Source organism: Pseudomonas sp. MLB6B (assembly GCF_054508135.1).
The window spans coordinates 1,130,338-1,145,472 of the sequence record NZ_CP199313.1 but is presented as its reverse complement, the minus strand read 5'-3'; the positions used below and the strand labels follow the sequence as shown (position 1 = coordinate 1,145,472).

9 protein-coding genes and 1 pseudogene are annotated in these 15,135 nt (G+C 62.5%); all 10 read left to right on the top strand.

The genetic code is table 11. From position 1 onward, the window contains the following. Window positions 1–212: 212 nt before the first annotated feature. Window positions 213–1,910, top strand: coding sequence for a choline dehydrogenase (betA, locus tag ACSMEV_RS04845; protein WP_459207475.1), 1,698 nt, complete (start codon window positions 213–215; stop codon window positions 1,908–1,910). 300 nt (window positions 1,911–2,210) lie between these two features. Then, the gene (locus tag ACSMEV_RS04840) at window positions 2,211–2,924 is read left to right on the top strand and encodes an autoinducer binding domain-containing protein (protein ID WP_459207474.1); all 714 of its coding nucleotides are present in this window, start codon (window positions 2,211–2,213) and stop codon (window positions 2,922–2,924) included. Window positions 2,925–3,105: 181 nt separating this feature from the next. Beyond that, complete coding sequence (locus ACSMEV_RS04835; RefSeq protein WP_459207473.1) at window positions 3,106–3,654, top strand: acyl-homoserine-lactone synthase; 549 nt, start codon at window positions 3,106–3,108, stop codon at window positions 3,652–3,654. 48 nt (window positions 3,655–3,702) lie between these two features. Continuing rightward, complete coding sequence (locus ACSMEV_RS04830) at window positions 3,703–4,641, top strand: diiron oxygenase (RefSeq protein WP_459207472.1); 939 nt, start codon at window positions 3,703–3,705, stop codon at window positions 4,639–4,641. A 16-nt stretch (window positions 4,642–4,657) separates the two neighbouring features. Continuing rightward, window positions 4,658–5,248, top strand: a complete 591-nt coding sequence (locus tag ACSMEV_RS04825; protein ID WP_459207471.1) for an anthranilate synthase component II — start codon at window positions 4,658–4,660, stop codon at window positions 5,246–5,248. Between the two features lie 30 nt (window positions 5,249–5,278). After that, a complete protein-coding gene (gene pabB, locus ACSMEV_RS04820) occupies window positions 5,279–6,739 on the top strand; it encodes an aminodeoxychorismate synthase component I (protein WP_459207470.1) in 1,461 nt (486 codons plus the stop codon). Next, a complete protein-coding gene (locus tag ACSMEV_RS04815) occupies window positions 6,736–7,995 on the top strand; it encodes a chorismate mutase (protein WP_459207469.1) in 1,260 nt (419 codons plus the stop codon). Before pabB ends, ACSMEV_RS04815 begins: the two co-directional genes overlap by 4 nt. Window positions 7,996–7,997: 2 nt before the next feature. Continuing rightward, a complete protein-coding gene (locus ACSMEV_RS04810; protein ID WP_459207468.1) occupies window positions 7,998–9,320 on the top strand; it encodes a PLP-dependent aminotransferase family protein in 1,323 nt (440 codons plus the stop codon). After that, window positions 9,317–11,023, top strand: a complete 1,707-nt coding sequence (locus ACSMEV_RS04805) for a thiamine pyrophosphate-dependent enzyme (protein ID WP_459207467.1) — start codon at window positions 9,317–9,319, stop codon at window positions 11,021–11,023. The genes ACSMEV_RS04810 and ACSMEV_RS04805 overlap by 4 nt, the downstream gene beginning before the upstream one ends. Before the next feature lie 22 nt (window positions 11,024–11,045). Continuing rightward, window positions 11,046–15,119, top strand: a pseudogene (locus ACSMEV_RS04800) (amino acid adenylation domain-containing protein); the annotation flags it as partial. Window positions 15,120–15,135: the final 16 nt, after the last annotated feature.

The window sequence follows — 15,135 nt, the reverse complement described above, 5'->3', positions numbered from 1 at the left end:
CGCGCGCCGGCGGCGTATTGCCGCCGGCCCTTGCAGGGCGTGCGTAACGGCTGTCGAGCAGTGCGCGCTCTGGGGCGCGAAGGTTTCGAACCGACCTCTCTGCGCACCGCTCAAAGCCTGCAACCCGCCTGATCCCTATTCATTGCGCGAGCTTCGCGCCGCTTCCACGGGAAGCTTGAAGCGCGAAGCCCGCCATCGCTTCCGGAGGAAGCTTGTTCATGGAATACGACTACATCATCGTCGGTGCCGGCTCGGCTGGTAACACCCTCGCCACCCGCCTGACCGAAGACGCCGGCACCACCGTGCTGCTGCTCGAAGCCGGCGGCCCGGACTACCGTTTCGACTTCCGCACGCAGATGCCGGCCGCGCTGGCCTTCCCGCTGCAAGGCCGTCGCTACAACTGGGCCTACGAGACCGATCCAGAGCCGCACATGGACAACCGCCGCATGGAATGTGGCCGCGGCAAAGGCCTGGGCGGCTCGTCGCTGATCAACGGCATGTGCTACATCCGCGGCAACGCCATGGACTTCGACGGTTGGGCCAAGCTGCCCGGCCTCGAAGACTGGGCCTACCTCGACTGCCTGCCGTACTTCCGCAAGGCCGAAACCCGTGACATCGGCCCGAACGACTACCACGGCGGCGACGGCCCGCTGAGCGTGGCCACGCCCAAGCCCGGCAACAACCCGCTGTTCAACGCCATGGTCGAAGCCGGCGTGCAGGCTGGCTACCCGCGCACCGACGACCTCAACGGCTACCAGCAGGAAGGCTTCGGCCCGATGGACCGCTCGGTGACCAAGAACGGCCGCCGTTCCAGCACCGCCCGTGGCTATCTGGACCAGGCCAAGAAGCGCCCGAACCTGACCATCGTCACCCATGCCCTGAGTGACCGCATCCTGTTCGACGGCAAGCGTGCCGTAGGCGTGACCTACCTGCACGGCGACAGCGAAGAGCGCATCGAAGTGCGCGCGCGCAAGGAAGTGATCGTCAGCTCCGGCGCCATCGCCACCCCGCAATTGCTGCAACGCTCCGGCGTCGGCCCGCGCGCGCTGCTCGAAAGCCACGACATCCCTGTGGTGCACGACCTGCCGGGCGTCGGCGAGAACCTGCAGGATCACCTGGAGCTGTACCTGCAATACGCCTGCACCCAGCCGGTCTCGCTGTACCCGTCGCTGCTGTGGTGGAACCAGCCGGCCATCGGCGCCGAATGGCTGTTCAACGGCACCGGTATCGGCGCGAGCAACCAGTTCGAAGCGGGCGGTTTCATCCGCAGCCGTCCTGAGTTCGAGTGGCCGAACATCCAGTACCACTTCCTGCCGGTGGCGATCAATTACAACGGCAGCAAGGGCGTGAAGGAGCATGGCTTCCAGGCGCATATGGGCTCGATGCGCTCCCCTAGCCGCGGTCGCGTGCAGGTCAAATCCAAAGACCCGCGCCAGCACCCGAGCATCCTGTTCAACTACATGGCCACCGAGCAGGATTGGCAGGAATTCCGCGACGGCATCCGCCTGACCCGCGAGATCATGGCCCAGCCTGCGCTGGACCAGTACCGCGGCCGCGAAATCAGCCCGGGCGAGCACGTGCAAACCGACGAAGAGCTGGACAAGTTCATCCGCGAACACGCCGAAACGGCCTACCACCCGTCCTGCTCGTGCAAGATGGGCGACGACGACATGGCGGTGGTCGACGGCCAGGGCCGCGTGCATGGCATGCAAGGGTTGCGCGTGGTGGATGCGTCGATCATGCCGATCATCATCACCGGCAACCTCAACGCCACCACGATCATGATCGCTGAGAAAATCGCCGACAAGATCCGCAACCGCGCCCCGCTGCCGCGCAGCACCGCGACCTACCACGTGGCCAATGGCGCGCCGGTCAAAGGTAAAGCGATGCGTGAGGTCAAGCAAAGCTAAACCTCCCCTTCGTGCAGGTCGGCTGGCGTACTGCCGGCTGACCTGCCGATTGCCGTAACCGTATCGCTATCGCCATCGCCGCGATGCCAGAACGCACTGCCTGAGGCCGCAGTCGTTCTCCCGCCCCCCTGGTTCACGACAAATCCCTTACACAACGACAGCGTGCGCATGCCCTGTCTTGGGTTACAAACGTATCATCCATGTTTAATTTGGCCCCTTGTAGCGAATGCCATACTCTTCGCCTGCAGGAGGCCAGCGTGGTCCCTGTGATAGCCTATGCAGACGATAACGAGAACATACATGGACGTTTGGCAACTCGAGCTCTTGCAAGCACTTGAACGTGCTGGCGATGAAAATACCGTATTCGCACTCATCCTAGGCGCCAGCCTGACTCTGGATTTCGATTACTGCGCCTATGGCCTGCAGATGCCGTATCCGCTATCCAGTCCCAAAGCCATCGTGATGAACAACTACTCCGCCTCGTGGAAGGAGCGTTACACGCAGGCCAGATACCTGGAAACCGATCCCACGATCCTGCACGGGCGCAAGTCCGAGCAGCCCATCCTTTGGAACGATCGGCTCTATGCCGATACGCCCGAACTGTGGGAAGAAGCGCAGGCGCACGGTTTGCGTAGTGGCCTGTCGCAATCGATGCTCAACAAAGGCGGTAGTTGCGCAATGCTCACCGTGGCTCGAAACGGCACCGACATCAGTGCGCGCGAGCTGTGCCAGAAGGGCGAAAAGTTACGCTGGCTCGCCCATATCGCTCACGCCTCACTGAGCCCGATACTCAGCACACAACATAGAAGCGCAGTCGCCCCGGAGCTGACCGAACGCGAACGGGAAGTGCTCAAATGGACCGCAGACGGCAAGTCCGCTAGCGAGATTTCCGATGTGCTGGGATTGTCCAAGAATACCGTCGATTTCCACATAAAGAATGCTGTGCGCAAACTTGGAACCGCCAACAAAACAGCCGCCGTCGTGCGAGCGGCCATGTTGGGACTATTGTTCTAAAACAAGGTTTATCTTCCGGACGTCAAAAGATCGTCCTGCTCTATTTGGCGGGACGATGAACAGTGCAACGCTGTACGTTTGACAAACAGACGCACCATCAACTACCTATTTTAGTAGGTTACACATTTAGCAACACGTGTATCTAATAGCGCCGCTAAGGACAGTCTGCGGAGTTCAAGGAATGGAATTCGTTACAGGAACGCTGGGCATGCTGGACCCCAGCGTGCGTGCCGCCATGGCGCAGTATCGGTATCAGGTATTCGTCCGTCAGTTAGGATGGGAGCTGGACTGTGAAGAAGATTCGGAATTCGATCAATTCGATCGAGACGACACGGTCTATATCATTGCCCTGGACGAAGACAGACACGTCATTGGCGTAGCAAGATTATTAAGTACTGCCACGCCTTATTTGCTCAGCGAAGTCTTTCCCGAACTGATGGCGGGCCAGCCGATGCCGGCGAGCGAACAGGTCTGGGAACTGTCCCGCTTCGCGGCGGCAGGCGATTCGCCCTGCCGAGAGAAGCGGCAGATCTCCTCGCCCAATGCGATCGCCCTGATGCGTGAAACTCTGCGCTGCGCTGCGCAATACGGAGCGCGCAAACTCATAACGGTGTCGCCGCTGGGTATCGAACGCCTGTTGCGCAAGGTCGGCATAGACGCTTCACGTGCAGGCAAGGTCTGCAGTAAATACGGTCAACCGCTGTATGCCTCGTGGATTGCCGTGAGTTGATGGGCGAGCACGTCGCTATTTTCTTCCTCTTACCTGACTGGAAATAACATGGGCCTGAACCAGATCAATGATCATTGGTACGCGAAAGCGACCGTGCGCGGTACGCCACGAATCATCGTACCGGAGTACGATGGAGAGCAACTTATCTACCCGGTGTCCCGCTGCGCGATGTGCGAACACCCGTTGATTCAAATGCACGGCAAAAGCATTAAAAACTACCTTCTGACGCAAGCCGCTTATCAATTTCTTTATAACGTCGGATTGCTCGAGACCAAGTTCATTATCCAGTGTTGCCTGGACATGCTGCATGACAAATTTCCCGGTATTGGAGAGTCCGAAAAACTGCAAGCGCTCACCGTGATCATCGACGAGGGCTACCACGCCCATGTGGCGTTGGATTACCTGACGCAGATGAACGAAAAGAGTGGCATCGACGCTATCGAAGTGCCGCAGACCAACCAGAAGCTCGACGCCACGGCCCGTGCATATGCCCAGTTGCCCGAATCGCTGCGTACCGAGTTTCAACTGTTGGCCGTGACCATTGCAGAAAACGTGCTGACCGACGAAGTGGCCAATCTGGGCCGCGAGCGCGAACTGAGCAAGTCGTTCACTACCCTGATGGTCGATCATGTGCGGGATGAAGGCCGACACTCGCGCTTCTTTGCCGATGTAATGAAAAAGCGCTGGCCCACGCTGCCGGAAAGCACCCGGGAACGCTTCGGCCTGATGCTGCCCGCCTACCTTGACGACTTCCTCGACCTGGACCCCGAACGACGCTTCGAGCGCCGCATGCTCGCGCATTGCGGGCTGACCCCAGAGCAGGCCGAACAGGTGATACACGAGTCCGACCCGACCTTCCATGCCGACCACGCACGCATGAAGAAATCCATTCTGCAACGCCTGTACCGACTGTTGCGGCAGATGGGCATTCTCGACTTACCACAGGTCAGGGAAGCCTTCGCCGACCGCGATTACGTCAGCGCCTGAGTGGAGTTCAACGCCTGTGAAAACCCTGATCATCGACAACTTCGATTCGTTTACCTACAACCTTTTCCAATTCATGGGTCAGGTCTGTGGCGAAGAGCCTGACGTCTTCACCAATGACGTATTGCCAGCAGACATCGACCTCAATCGCTACGCGGCCATCATCATCTCACCCGGCCCTGGAACCCCTGCGTGCAAGGCCGATGTCGGGCTGAGCGAAGACGTCATCCGCGACGCCCAGGTGCCTGTGCTGGGTGTCTGCCTGGGGCACCAGTGCATGGCTCACCTGCACGGGATGGAGGTCGTGCATGCGCCCGAACCGATGCACGGACGCCTGAGCCGCATTCAGCATGACGGCCAAGGCGTGTTCGCAGGGTTATCCAGCGAGCTGGACGTGGTCCGCTACCACTCTCTGGTGGTGCGTCAGATCAAATCGCCCTTCGTTGTCAGCGCCTGGGACCAGAGCGGCATGATCCACGGGATCCGCCACACGGATCGGCCGTTGCATGGCATCCAGTTCCACCCCGAGTCCATCTGTACCGAGGCAGGCCTGCACATGCTCGGCAACTTCCGCGACCTCGCGCGGCACCATCAGCGCGGCCTGCGCTGAACCTCGCGCCCGCCTTTCCGGAGATTTCAGATGAACGACAATCGTGTCGCATACCGGGCCTTCGACCATGTGCCCGATACCCTGGCGGCCTTCGAGCAGGAATTTGCCCAGTCGCCGGCACGCTTCCTGCTGGAAAGCAGCGTAGTGATACCGGGATTTTCTCGTTTTACCTTCATGGGTGACTCGCAAGGCCGCTGGGCCGAGGTGCTGCGTTACAAGCAGTCAAGCGCCAGTGTCGAGATCTGCCGCGCGCAGGACACCGTACAAGCGCCTACCGATGACTTTCTCGCCTGGCTAGGCGAACGCATGCGTACGCAGCACACCCCCTGCCCCGCGCAATTGCCTTTCGACTTCAACCTCGGCTACGTCGGTGTTCTGGGTTACGAATTGAAGGTCGCGTCCCTGGCCGACCCGGCGTGGTCGTCCTCGGCGCCAGATGCCTGCTTCATGCTCGCCACGCGCATGCTGGTCATCGACCACCTGGAGCAGCGCAGCTACCTGCTTTACCTGATCAAGGACGAAGACGATCAAGCGCTGGCTGCAACCTGGCTCGATCGCACCAGCGATCGCCTGCTGGCGCTCCCCACAGCCCAGCCGTTGTCCAGACGTGCGCGCCGCATGTCGCTGGCCCAGGTGGAAGACTGGATACAGGCCAATGCTACCGCACGTCACGCAAAGCCGGCCTACATCGAGAAGATTCTTCAAGCGCAGCGTCAGATCGTCGATGGCGAAACCTATGAAGTGTGTCTGACCAACCTGGTCGAGATGCCATTCGAGCATTGTGCCTACGCGCTCTACCGGATCATGCGCGAGCTGAGCCCGGCGCCACACGCGGCCTATTTCGCGATTCCAGGGTTCGAGATGGCCAGCTCATCTCCCGAACGCTTCCTCAAAGTGGATCGCCAGGGGCAGGTCGAAGCCAAGCCCATCAAAGGCACCCGCCCCCGCAGCGACGATGCCGTCGAAGACCAGCGCCAACGCGATGAGCTGCGCCACGACGAAAAGGACCTCGCCGAGAACCTGATGATCGTCGACCTGCTGCGCAACGATCTAGGCCGGGTCTGCCAGATCGGCTCGGTCAGCGTGCCGGGCCTGTTTGTCGTGGAGAGCTACTCCCACGCGCATCAGCTGGTTTCGACGATTCAGGGCCAGCTCAAGCCGGGTCTGCAGGCGCTCGATTGCATCGAGTCCAGCTTCCCCGGCGGTTCGATGACCGGCGCGCCGAAAAAACGCACCATGCAGATCATCGGTGAGCTCGAGCAAGGCGCGCGTGGGGCCTACTCCGGCTCGCTGGGATGGTTGTCGCTCGGCGGCGCCTGCGATCTGAACATTCTGATCCGCAGTGTCTCGGTGCACGACGCCTGTGCCCGCTTCGGGGTCGGTGGCGCCATCACCGCCCTGTCCGATCCGGAAAGCGAGTACCTAGAAACGGTGGTCAAGGCAAGCGGTGTCGTCGAGGCAATCGCTTTGCTCAACGAGGTGGGCGCATGAGTGGCCGTGCCGACCTGCAGACCCGAGAAACGATCATCGTCGGTGCGGCCGGATCGATCGGGCGCATGCTGTGCGAGCAATTGAGCGCTACCGGTCTGGATGTGCTGGGCATCGACCTGGCACCGGTCCAGGCTCAGGCACCTTACCGTTACGAAGCCTGGCAAGGTGATATCTGTACGCCTTCCATGGAGTTGTGCCAGCGTCTGGCAAGCGCACAGTCACTGATACTGGCTGTCTCCGAGCAGGTGCTTTTCGAGGCGCTGCCGGCCCTGATGCCGCACCTGCCGCTGGACTGTCTGCTGGTCGAGACGCTCTCGATCAAGAGCAACTTCGCCACCCTGGTGCGCGACGTTGCGCTGCCACAGAGCGTGGCCGGGCTCAATCCGATGTTCTCCGGCGATCTGTCGCCCCAGGGACGCCCCGTGGTGGTGGTGCCCTACCAGACCAGCCCGGCACTCGACGAGCTGACCGAGCGCCTTGCTGGCTGCGGCATGCGCCTGTTCACACTGACGGCACAGCAGCACGACGAGACCATGGCGCTCTTGCAAACCGTCGGCCATTCGCTGGTGCTCGCCTTCGGTCACACGCTGGCAGCCAGTGCGGTGCCATTGACGCAACTGCTCGAACTGGCGCCACCGCCTTTCAAGGTCATGCTCTGCCTGGTGGCGCGCATGATGAGCAACCACCCGGATGTGTACTGGGAGATACAGGCCGGCAATCACGCCTCGAGTGCGGCGCGCGAGCAGGCACGTGCGCAATTGCAGCATCTGGAGCAGCAGGCCGCCGCCCAGGCCCATGACGAATTCCTGGCTGCCACGAACACCTTGCGCGGCTACCTCGACCCCGTCCAACCCCAATTGGCGGCCCACTGCCGACAGCTGTTCGAGGTGGTTCAGACCTCCACGAGCGAGGCACCGCCCAAGGACACCGCGTTGGTCAGCCAACGTGCGCGCATCGATCGTATCGACGATCGATTGATCGATTTGCTCGCCCAGCGGCTGGACATCGTTCGCGAGGTGGCCAACGCCAAGAAGGGCAGCGCTACCGCCGTGATGCAGCCCGACCGGGTCAGGCAGGTGGTCGCGCGCTGCACAGCGCGCGGAGCGCCCCTCGACGTACCGGCGGAGCTGATCGAGCAGCTGTACCACGCCATCATCGAGCAGTCCTGCCAAATCGAGTACGACGTCATCGGCGGCCCGCGCGAGACATTGCTGGCCGTCACACCGGAAGTGTTTTCCCAGACAGGAGTCCGCTGAACATGCACCAGGATAAGCAAAACCCCGGTCCACTCATCGAATGGCTGGCCCAGACCATGGACCAGGACTACCAATACCGCCAAGACACGCTCAGCCTGACCGCCAACGAAAACTACCCGAGCGAGCTGGTACGCCTGACCTCCGGTAGCACCGCCGGCGCTTTCTACCACTGCTCGTTCCCCTTCGAGATACCCCTGGGCGAATGGCACTTTCCCGAACCGGGACACATGAACGCCATCGCCGACGACCTGCGCAGCCTGGCCAAACGCATGCTGGGCGCTCAGGCGTTCGACTGGCGGCCCAATGGCGGATCGCCCGCAGAGCAGGCCTTGATGCTGGCGGCCTGCAAGCCGGGCGAGGGTTTCGTACATTTCGCCCACTGCGATGGCGGGCATTTCGCGCTTGAGCAACTGGCAAGCAAGATGGGCATCGAGATTTTCCATTTGCCGGTAGACCCTCACAGCCTGCTGATCGATGTGGCCAAGCTCGATGACATGGTGCGGCGCAACCCACACATCCGCATCGTCATTCTCGATCAGTCGTTCAAGTTGCGCTGGCAGCCGCTGGCCGACATCCGTGCCGTCCTGCCCGAATCCTGCACACTGACGTACGACATGAGCCACGATGGCGGGCTTATCCTCGGCGGCATATTCGACTCGCCGCTGGCCTGTGGCGCCGATGTCGTGCACGGCAACACCCACAAGACCATTCCAGGGCCGCAGAAGGGCTATATCGCCTTCAAGTCCGCCCAGCATCCTCTGTTGGTCGAGACTTCGATGTGGGTCTGTCCGCACCTGCAAAGCAATTGCCATGCTGAACTGTTGCCCTCGATGTGGGCAGCCTTCAAGGAAATGGACGTATTCGGCGTGGCCTACGCCCAGCAGATGGTGCGCAACGCCAAAGCCCTGGCCACGCATCTGCACGAGCTGGGCCTGGAGGTCTCCGGCGAATCCTTCGGCTTCACCGAAACCCATCAGGTGCACTTTGCCGTCGGCACCCTGCAACAGGCATTGACCCTGTGCGTCGACAGCCTGCATGCCGGTGGCATCCGTTCGACCAACATCGAGATTCCCGGCAAGCCCGGCGTGCATGGCATCCGACTGGGTGTGCAGGCCATGACCCGCCGAGGTCTGCGCGAAGACGACTTCGCCCAGGTGGCGAACCTTATTGCCGACCTCTACTTCAAGCGCACCGAACCTACGCGCGTTGCAGCCAGGGTCAAGGCACTGCTGGACAATTTCCCCTTGGCACCGCTTGCCTATTCGTTCGACGGTCAGATCGACGAAGCGCGTCGCCACCTCATCGAGCGGGGCATTCAACGGTGAACGTACTGACCCGATTGTTTACCACCTCCCGGGAAATGACCCTTGGGCAGCTCGTCGGCCATGTGCTGGTGGAAAGCGATATCAGCGACCTGTTCTGCATTCCTGGCGACTTCACCATGCAGCTGTCCCGGGAAATGCTCGGCACGCCCGGTCTGACGTTGCGCACCATGTCGCACGAGTACAGCACGACCCTGACGGCCTTGGGCTACGCGCTCGGCGGGCAGGCACCTGGCGCCGTTTGTTTCACCTATGGGGTAGGTGCGCTGAACGCCATCAACGGCATCGCCCAGGCATACGTCGAGCGTCTGCCACTGCTGGTGATTTCCGGTTCGCCCGGTCACAAGGAACGCCAGGGATCGATGTTCGCCCACCACACCATCGTCGACCATGGCACGCAACTGCGCCTGATGAAGGAAGTGACCGTCCATCAGACCTGCATCGAAGATCCTCACCAGGCGCAGGACCAGTTACGTGAGGCCGTCGCCATCGCCCTGCGCGAGTCGCGCCCGGTCTATATCGAAATCCCTCGCGATCTGTTCTTGCACAAGGTCCGCCACACCCCACGCCGCACACCGTTGCAGCGCCAGCCCGCACTGTTCGACGAGCACGCGCTGCAAGCCGCCGAACAGGCGTTGAAACTGCTCGATCAGGCCAGTCAACCGGTACTGGTGCCGGGCCTGGACGTAAAGCGCGGACATTTGGGTAGCCAGGCCCTCGCGCTGTGCGAGGCACTGGGTCTGCCATGGGTGGAGACACCGATGTCACGCGGCGGCTTGCCGACCACGCACGCCCATTATCGGGGCATCTACGCCGGGCCGGCTTCCCCCTCGCGCATGACCCAGGCGCTGGTCGATGGCTGCGATGTTCTGGTGCTCTTGGGCGAACCCAATTCCGACGTGAACATGGGGATCGCCAGCCAGATCGCCAGCGGCAGGCTGATCCATGCCAACGACGGCTCGGTGATGGTGGGCCGGCAGCGCTATGCGCTGAGCACCGAAGCCTTCCTGCGGGCGCTGCTTGGCCTGGCTGCCGGCGCCGGACGCCACGGACAGACCCTGGCGCCACTGGATGCAGAGCAGGCTGCCTTCATTCGTCCCAGTGCGCCGGAGCAGTTGCTGTGCGCCGACTCGCCCCTGACCCCGTACGAGATCATCGATGAGTTGAACAGGGTCTTCAGCGCCTACCCCGAGCTCGACCTCATCGCCGACTGTGGCGACGCCTTCTTCATGTCCCTCGGCATGTTTCCCCGCGATGTCCTGGCCTCGTCCCTCTATATGAGCATGGGCCTGGCCGTGCCTGGCGCGATCGGTTACCAGTTGGCGAGCGGCAAGCGCCCGCTGGTGCTGGTGGGCGACGGTGCCTTCCACATGACCGGCAACGAGCTGATGCATGCCGCCCGCTTCGGCACCAGCCCGGTCGTAGTGATCCTCAACAACCAGCGCTGGACCTCGCTTTCGGGCAAACCCCAGGACCGCCCGCTGACCGAGCAACCCGACCTGGACTTCGTCGACATCGCGCGCTTCCACAAAGTACAGGGCTTCACTGCGCGCACATCCGAACAGTTGCGTGTCCATCTCGCCGAAGCCCTGGCCATGGACCGTCCCGTACTGATCGACGCCCGCGTCGCGCCGGACTCCCGCTCCTATCTCTGTGAGCGGTTCTTCGACGCGGTACAGAAACAGCAGCACCTGCCCAAGGCCTGAGCAACCGTGACCCGGCCACTCAATGGAGTCGTTAGAAATGGAAGTCGTTACTTCACTCCCGCTCACCGCCGCCCAGCACTCGATCTGGTTGGGGCAGCAACTGGCCAGCGACAGCGCTGCCTACAACATTGCCAGTCTGCTGCACGTACAGGGCCAGTTGGACCCGCACCGTCTGGCGCTCGCACTGACCCAGGCCGTGCAAGAAAGCAGTTGCCTGCGCGCACGCTTCACCGAAGTGCAAGGTCAGCTGGCCCAGCACATCGTCAAGGTAGCGGCGCAGCCACTGGCCGAGCATGCCTTTGCCAGCGAAAGCCAGGCACGCCGGTGGATGGCCAACGATTTGGCGATTCCGATCGACCTGGGGCAAGGCCCTTTGCTGCAAGCCAGCCTGATCCGCATCGCCGAGCAGCCTGATCGTTTATATGTGAAAAGCCATCACATCGCCCTGGACGGTGTGGGCCTTGGCCTGTTCCTCAAACGCTGGGCGACGCTCTACACGCAGGGCTCCAGCGAACACCATGGCAGCGAGGCGTTGGGCGAACTGGCCAAGGTGCTCGACGCCGAACAGGTCTATCGGACGTCTTCGCACTTTGCCCAGGACCGCGACTACTGGCAGCGGCAGGTCGACAGCAGTCTGACCGTGGCCAGCCTCAACCCACAGACCAAACTGCCCACACGCCAGGCCCTGTTGCACCGTGGACAATTGTCCGAGACGGCCTTTGCGCACCTGCGCCAGTGCGCCGGCCAAACGCAAAGCCATTGGCTGCACGTGGTGATTGGCGCCTTCGCCGCCTTCATCGGCCGTAGCACTGGTCAGCGCGACGTGGTGGTCGGCATCCCGATGATGAACCGCCTGGACACCCAGGCCCACGATGTCCCTTGTACCCTGGCCAACGTGCTGCCGATGCAAGCGCGGATCGATCCCTGGACGAGCGTTGGCGAACTGGTCGCAGACACCGCCAGCGCCCTTGCCCGCATGAGTCGGCACCAGCGCTATCGGGCAGAAGACATTCGGCGCGACTGCAACCTGGTAGGTGAAGGCCGACGCCTGACCGGCCCGCAGATCAACATCGATATCTATTCGCCTTCGCTGGCGTTCGGCACGTTCGGCGCCGAAGTCGAAGTGCTCAGCGCCGGCGCGGCCGACGACTTGTCCATACTGGTGCAACCGGTGCCCGGGCAAGGTTTGCGGGTGTGCGGCATGGCCAACCCCGACCTCTATGACCCTGAGGTGCTTGCCGCCCATGTGCAGCGCTTTATCGCCTTCGTAGAAACCTTCGCCACTGATGCGGGGCGGCCGCTGGGTCAGCTGAGCGCATACCCGCAGTTGGTCTGCCCGCCGCTACCACCTGCCCAACCGGGCCAGGCGACGCTGCTCGACGGTTTTGCCCACTGGGTGAACGACACACCGGACGCGATCGCGCTGACATTGGGCGAGCGCTCGCTGAACTATCGCGAGCTCGATACCCAGGCCAATCGTCTGGCCCACTTGCTGCAGACCCGTCTGCCGCCACGCGCCACTTCGCCTCAACGCACCATCGCCCTGCTGCTGGAACGATCGCTGGAAACCATCGTGAGCATCCTGGCCGTACTCAAGTGCGGTGCCGCCTATGTGCCGCTGGATCCGGATGCTCCACAGGAGCGCCTGGCCGGTATTTTCGACGAATGCGAGGCCGACTATCTGTTGTGCTGCGAAGCGACCTTGGAAACAGCCCGCGCCCTCCAGTGCCAGGGACAACTGCTGAGCATCGACGCGCCGGCCACTCAGCAGGCGCTGCATGGGTCTGCGACCCATGCGCCCGAGTCTGGTCCGCAGCCCCAGGACATGGCCTACGTCATCTACACCTCGGGTTCGACTGGCAAGCCCAAGGGTGTGTGCATCAGCCACCACAACGTGGTGCGCCTGTTCGACAGTACCCACCACTGGTTCGACTACCGCGCCAGCGATGTCTGGACTGCCTGCCACGCCTACATGTTCGATGCCTCGGTCTGGGAGATGTGGGGCGCGCTGCTGCATGGCGGCCGCCTGGTCGTGGTGCCAGTGGCCACCACCCGCGACCCGGTTGCCCTGCTGGAGCTGGTGGTGCGTGAACAAGTGACCGTCTTCGGACAGATTCCGTCGGCGTTCTACCGCTTTATGGAAGCCGAAGCCGACCACCCCGAACTGGTGGCGCGCATGAAGCTGCGCTACCAGTGCTTTGGCGGCGAGCCGCTCGACCTGGGCCGCCTGGCGCCCTGGTTCGAACTGCCCAGGCCGGCCCACACGCAGTTGCTCAACCTGTACGGCATCACCGAAACGACCATCAACACCTGTCATCGCTTCATCACCCGCGAACAGGTGCTGGCCAATGCCGGCAGTCTGATCGGGCGGCCTTATGCCGACATGGACATCCTAGTGCTGGACGATGCCCTGCAGCCTGTAGCCGAAGGCGCACAGGGTGAAATGTATGTGCGGGGCGAGGGCTTGGCCCAAGGCTACCTCGCCCGTCCCGAGCTGGACGCGACACGCTTCGTCGCCGACCCTTTCGGCGCGCCGGGACAACGTATGTACCGCAGTGGCGACGTGGCGATTCGATTGGCCGACGGCGAACTCGAATACATCGGCCGTGCCGACCAGCAGGTCAAACTACGCGGTTACCGTATCGAGCTGGGTGAAATCGAAAGCTGTCTGCGCGTCCATGCCTCGGTATCCAATGCCGTGGCCCTGGTGGTCAGCGATCGGGCCAACGACCCCAGGTTGATCGCTCATGTGGTGCCAGCGCCAGGCTATGCGCCAGGCGATGTGGATACTGAGGCCTTGCGCGCGCACTTGCGCGACCACCTGCCGGCCTACATGGTGCCAGCAGCCATCGGTGTGCAGCAGGCATTCGCCATTACCGCAAACGGCAAGCTCGATCGGCGCGCCCTGCCGGCGATCGAAACCCATGCCGCACGGCATCTGGAACCCGCCCGTGATGCGCTCGACGAGCAGGTACTGGCTCAATGGGCTACGCATCTGGACCAGCAGCACATCGGTATCGACGACGATTTCTTCGAAATCGGCGGCGATTCGATCAAAGCCATCGGTTTGTGCCGCGACATGGGATTGCCGGTCCTGCAACTGTTCGAACAGCCTACCCCACGCAGTTGCGCCGACTACCTGCGTACCAGCGGCACTGACGCGGCCGCCAGCGGTTGGCTGCAGATCATGGGTGCAGCCGCCCGTGCCGATCGCGCCACACTGCTACTGGTGCCTTTCGCCGGCGGCAACGTGTTCGCCTATCGGCAATTGGTGGAACAGCTGGGCAGCGCCTTCAACTACCTGTGCGTTCGTCTGCCGGGCCACGATGTGGTGAATGCCGACGAGCCGTTCGCCGACAACCCCACCGTCGCCGCTGGCGTGGTCGAGCACGTACTGTCCCATGTGCAGGGACCGTTGTTGGTGTACGGGCACTGCGCGGGCAACGCGCTGGCGTTGGACATCAGCCGACGCCTGGAACAGGCCGGCGCTGACCTGCGCGGCTTGACCATTGGCGGCATGCTGCTCGATCAGGAGCCTCTCGCGGTAGAACAACAGGTAGCGCAGCGCTCGGGCGAGCAGATCATCGAGTTCTTGCAGGAGCTGGGCGGCTTCAAAGAGGTTCCGGATGCGCAAAGTCTGGCTGCCATCGCCCGCATGACCAAACACGATGCCGGGCAAACCGCCGCATTCTTCAGCAATGAAGCCGAGCGTCGCGGCACGCTGCGGGCGCCGATCCACGTCATCGTCGGCAGCGCCGACCCGCTGACACCGGAATATGCCAGCCGCTACCTCGACTGGCAGGCCTATAGCGAGCAGGTCACGCTCGATGTGATCGACGGTGGCGGCCACTACTTCGTGAGCGAGCAACCCGACGTCCTCGCGCAGATACTGTTGCGCCACAACGCGGTGCTGGCCAAGCCCCAGGCACGACGCGTGCAGCCGGTGCTGCGCGATTTCAACAACCCGTTCGATGCCGTGCATGGCCGTTTCGTGCTGTTGCGCAACGAGCGCTTGCAGCCTTCGCTGTGGCCTAGCTTCAGCCCGCTGCCGAACGGCTGGAATGTGGCGTTCGGTCCAGCCTCGCGCCAGGACTGCCTGGACCACTTGCATG

What these genes read in the sequence shown, in the direction of transcription:
- ACSMEV_RS04840 (WP_459207474.1), top strand. Translation starts at nt 2,211, where the DNA reads ATGGACGTTTGGCAACTCGAGCTCTTGCAAGCACTTGAACGTGCTGGC.
- ACSMEV_RS04835 (WP_459207473.1), top strand. Translation starts at nt 3,106, where the DNA reads ATGGAATTCGTTACAGGAACGCTGGGCATGCTGGACCCCAGCGTGCGT.
- pabB (WP_459207470.1), top strand. Translation starts at nt 5,279, where the DNA reads ATGAACGACAATCGTGTCGCATACCGGGCCTTCGACCATGTGCCCGAT.
- ACSMEV_RS04810 (WP_459207468.1), top strand. Translation starts at nt 7,998, where the DNA reads ATGCACCAGGATAAGCAAAACCCCGGTCCACTCATCGAATGGCTGGCC.
- ACSMEV_RS04815 (WP_459207469.1), top strand. Translation starts at nt 6,736, where the DNA reads ATGAGTGGCCGTGCCGACCTGCAGACCCGAGAAACGATCATCGTCGGT.
- ACSMEV_RS04830 (WP_459207472.1), top strand. Translation starts at nt 3,703, where the DNA reads ATGGGCCTGAACCAGATCAATGATCATTGGTACGCGAAAGCGACCGTG.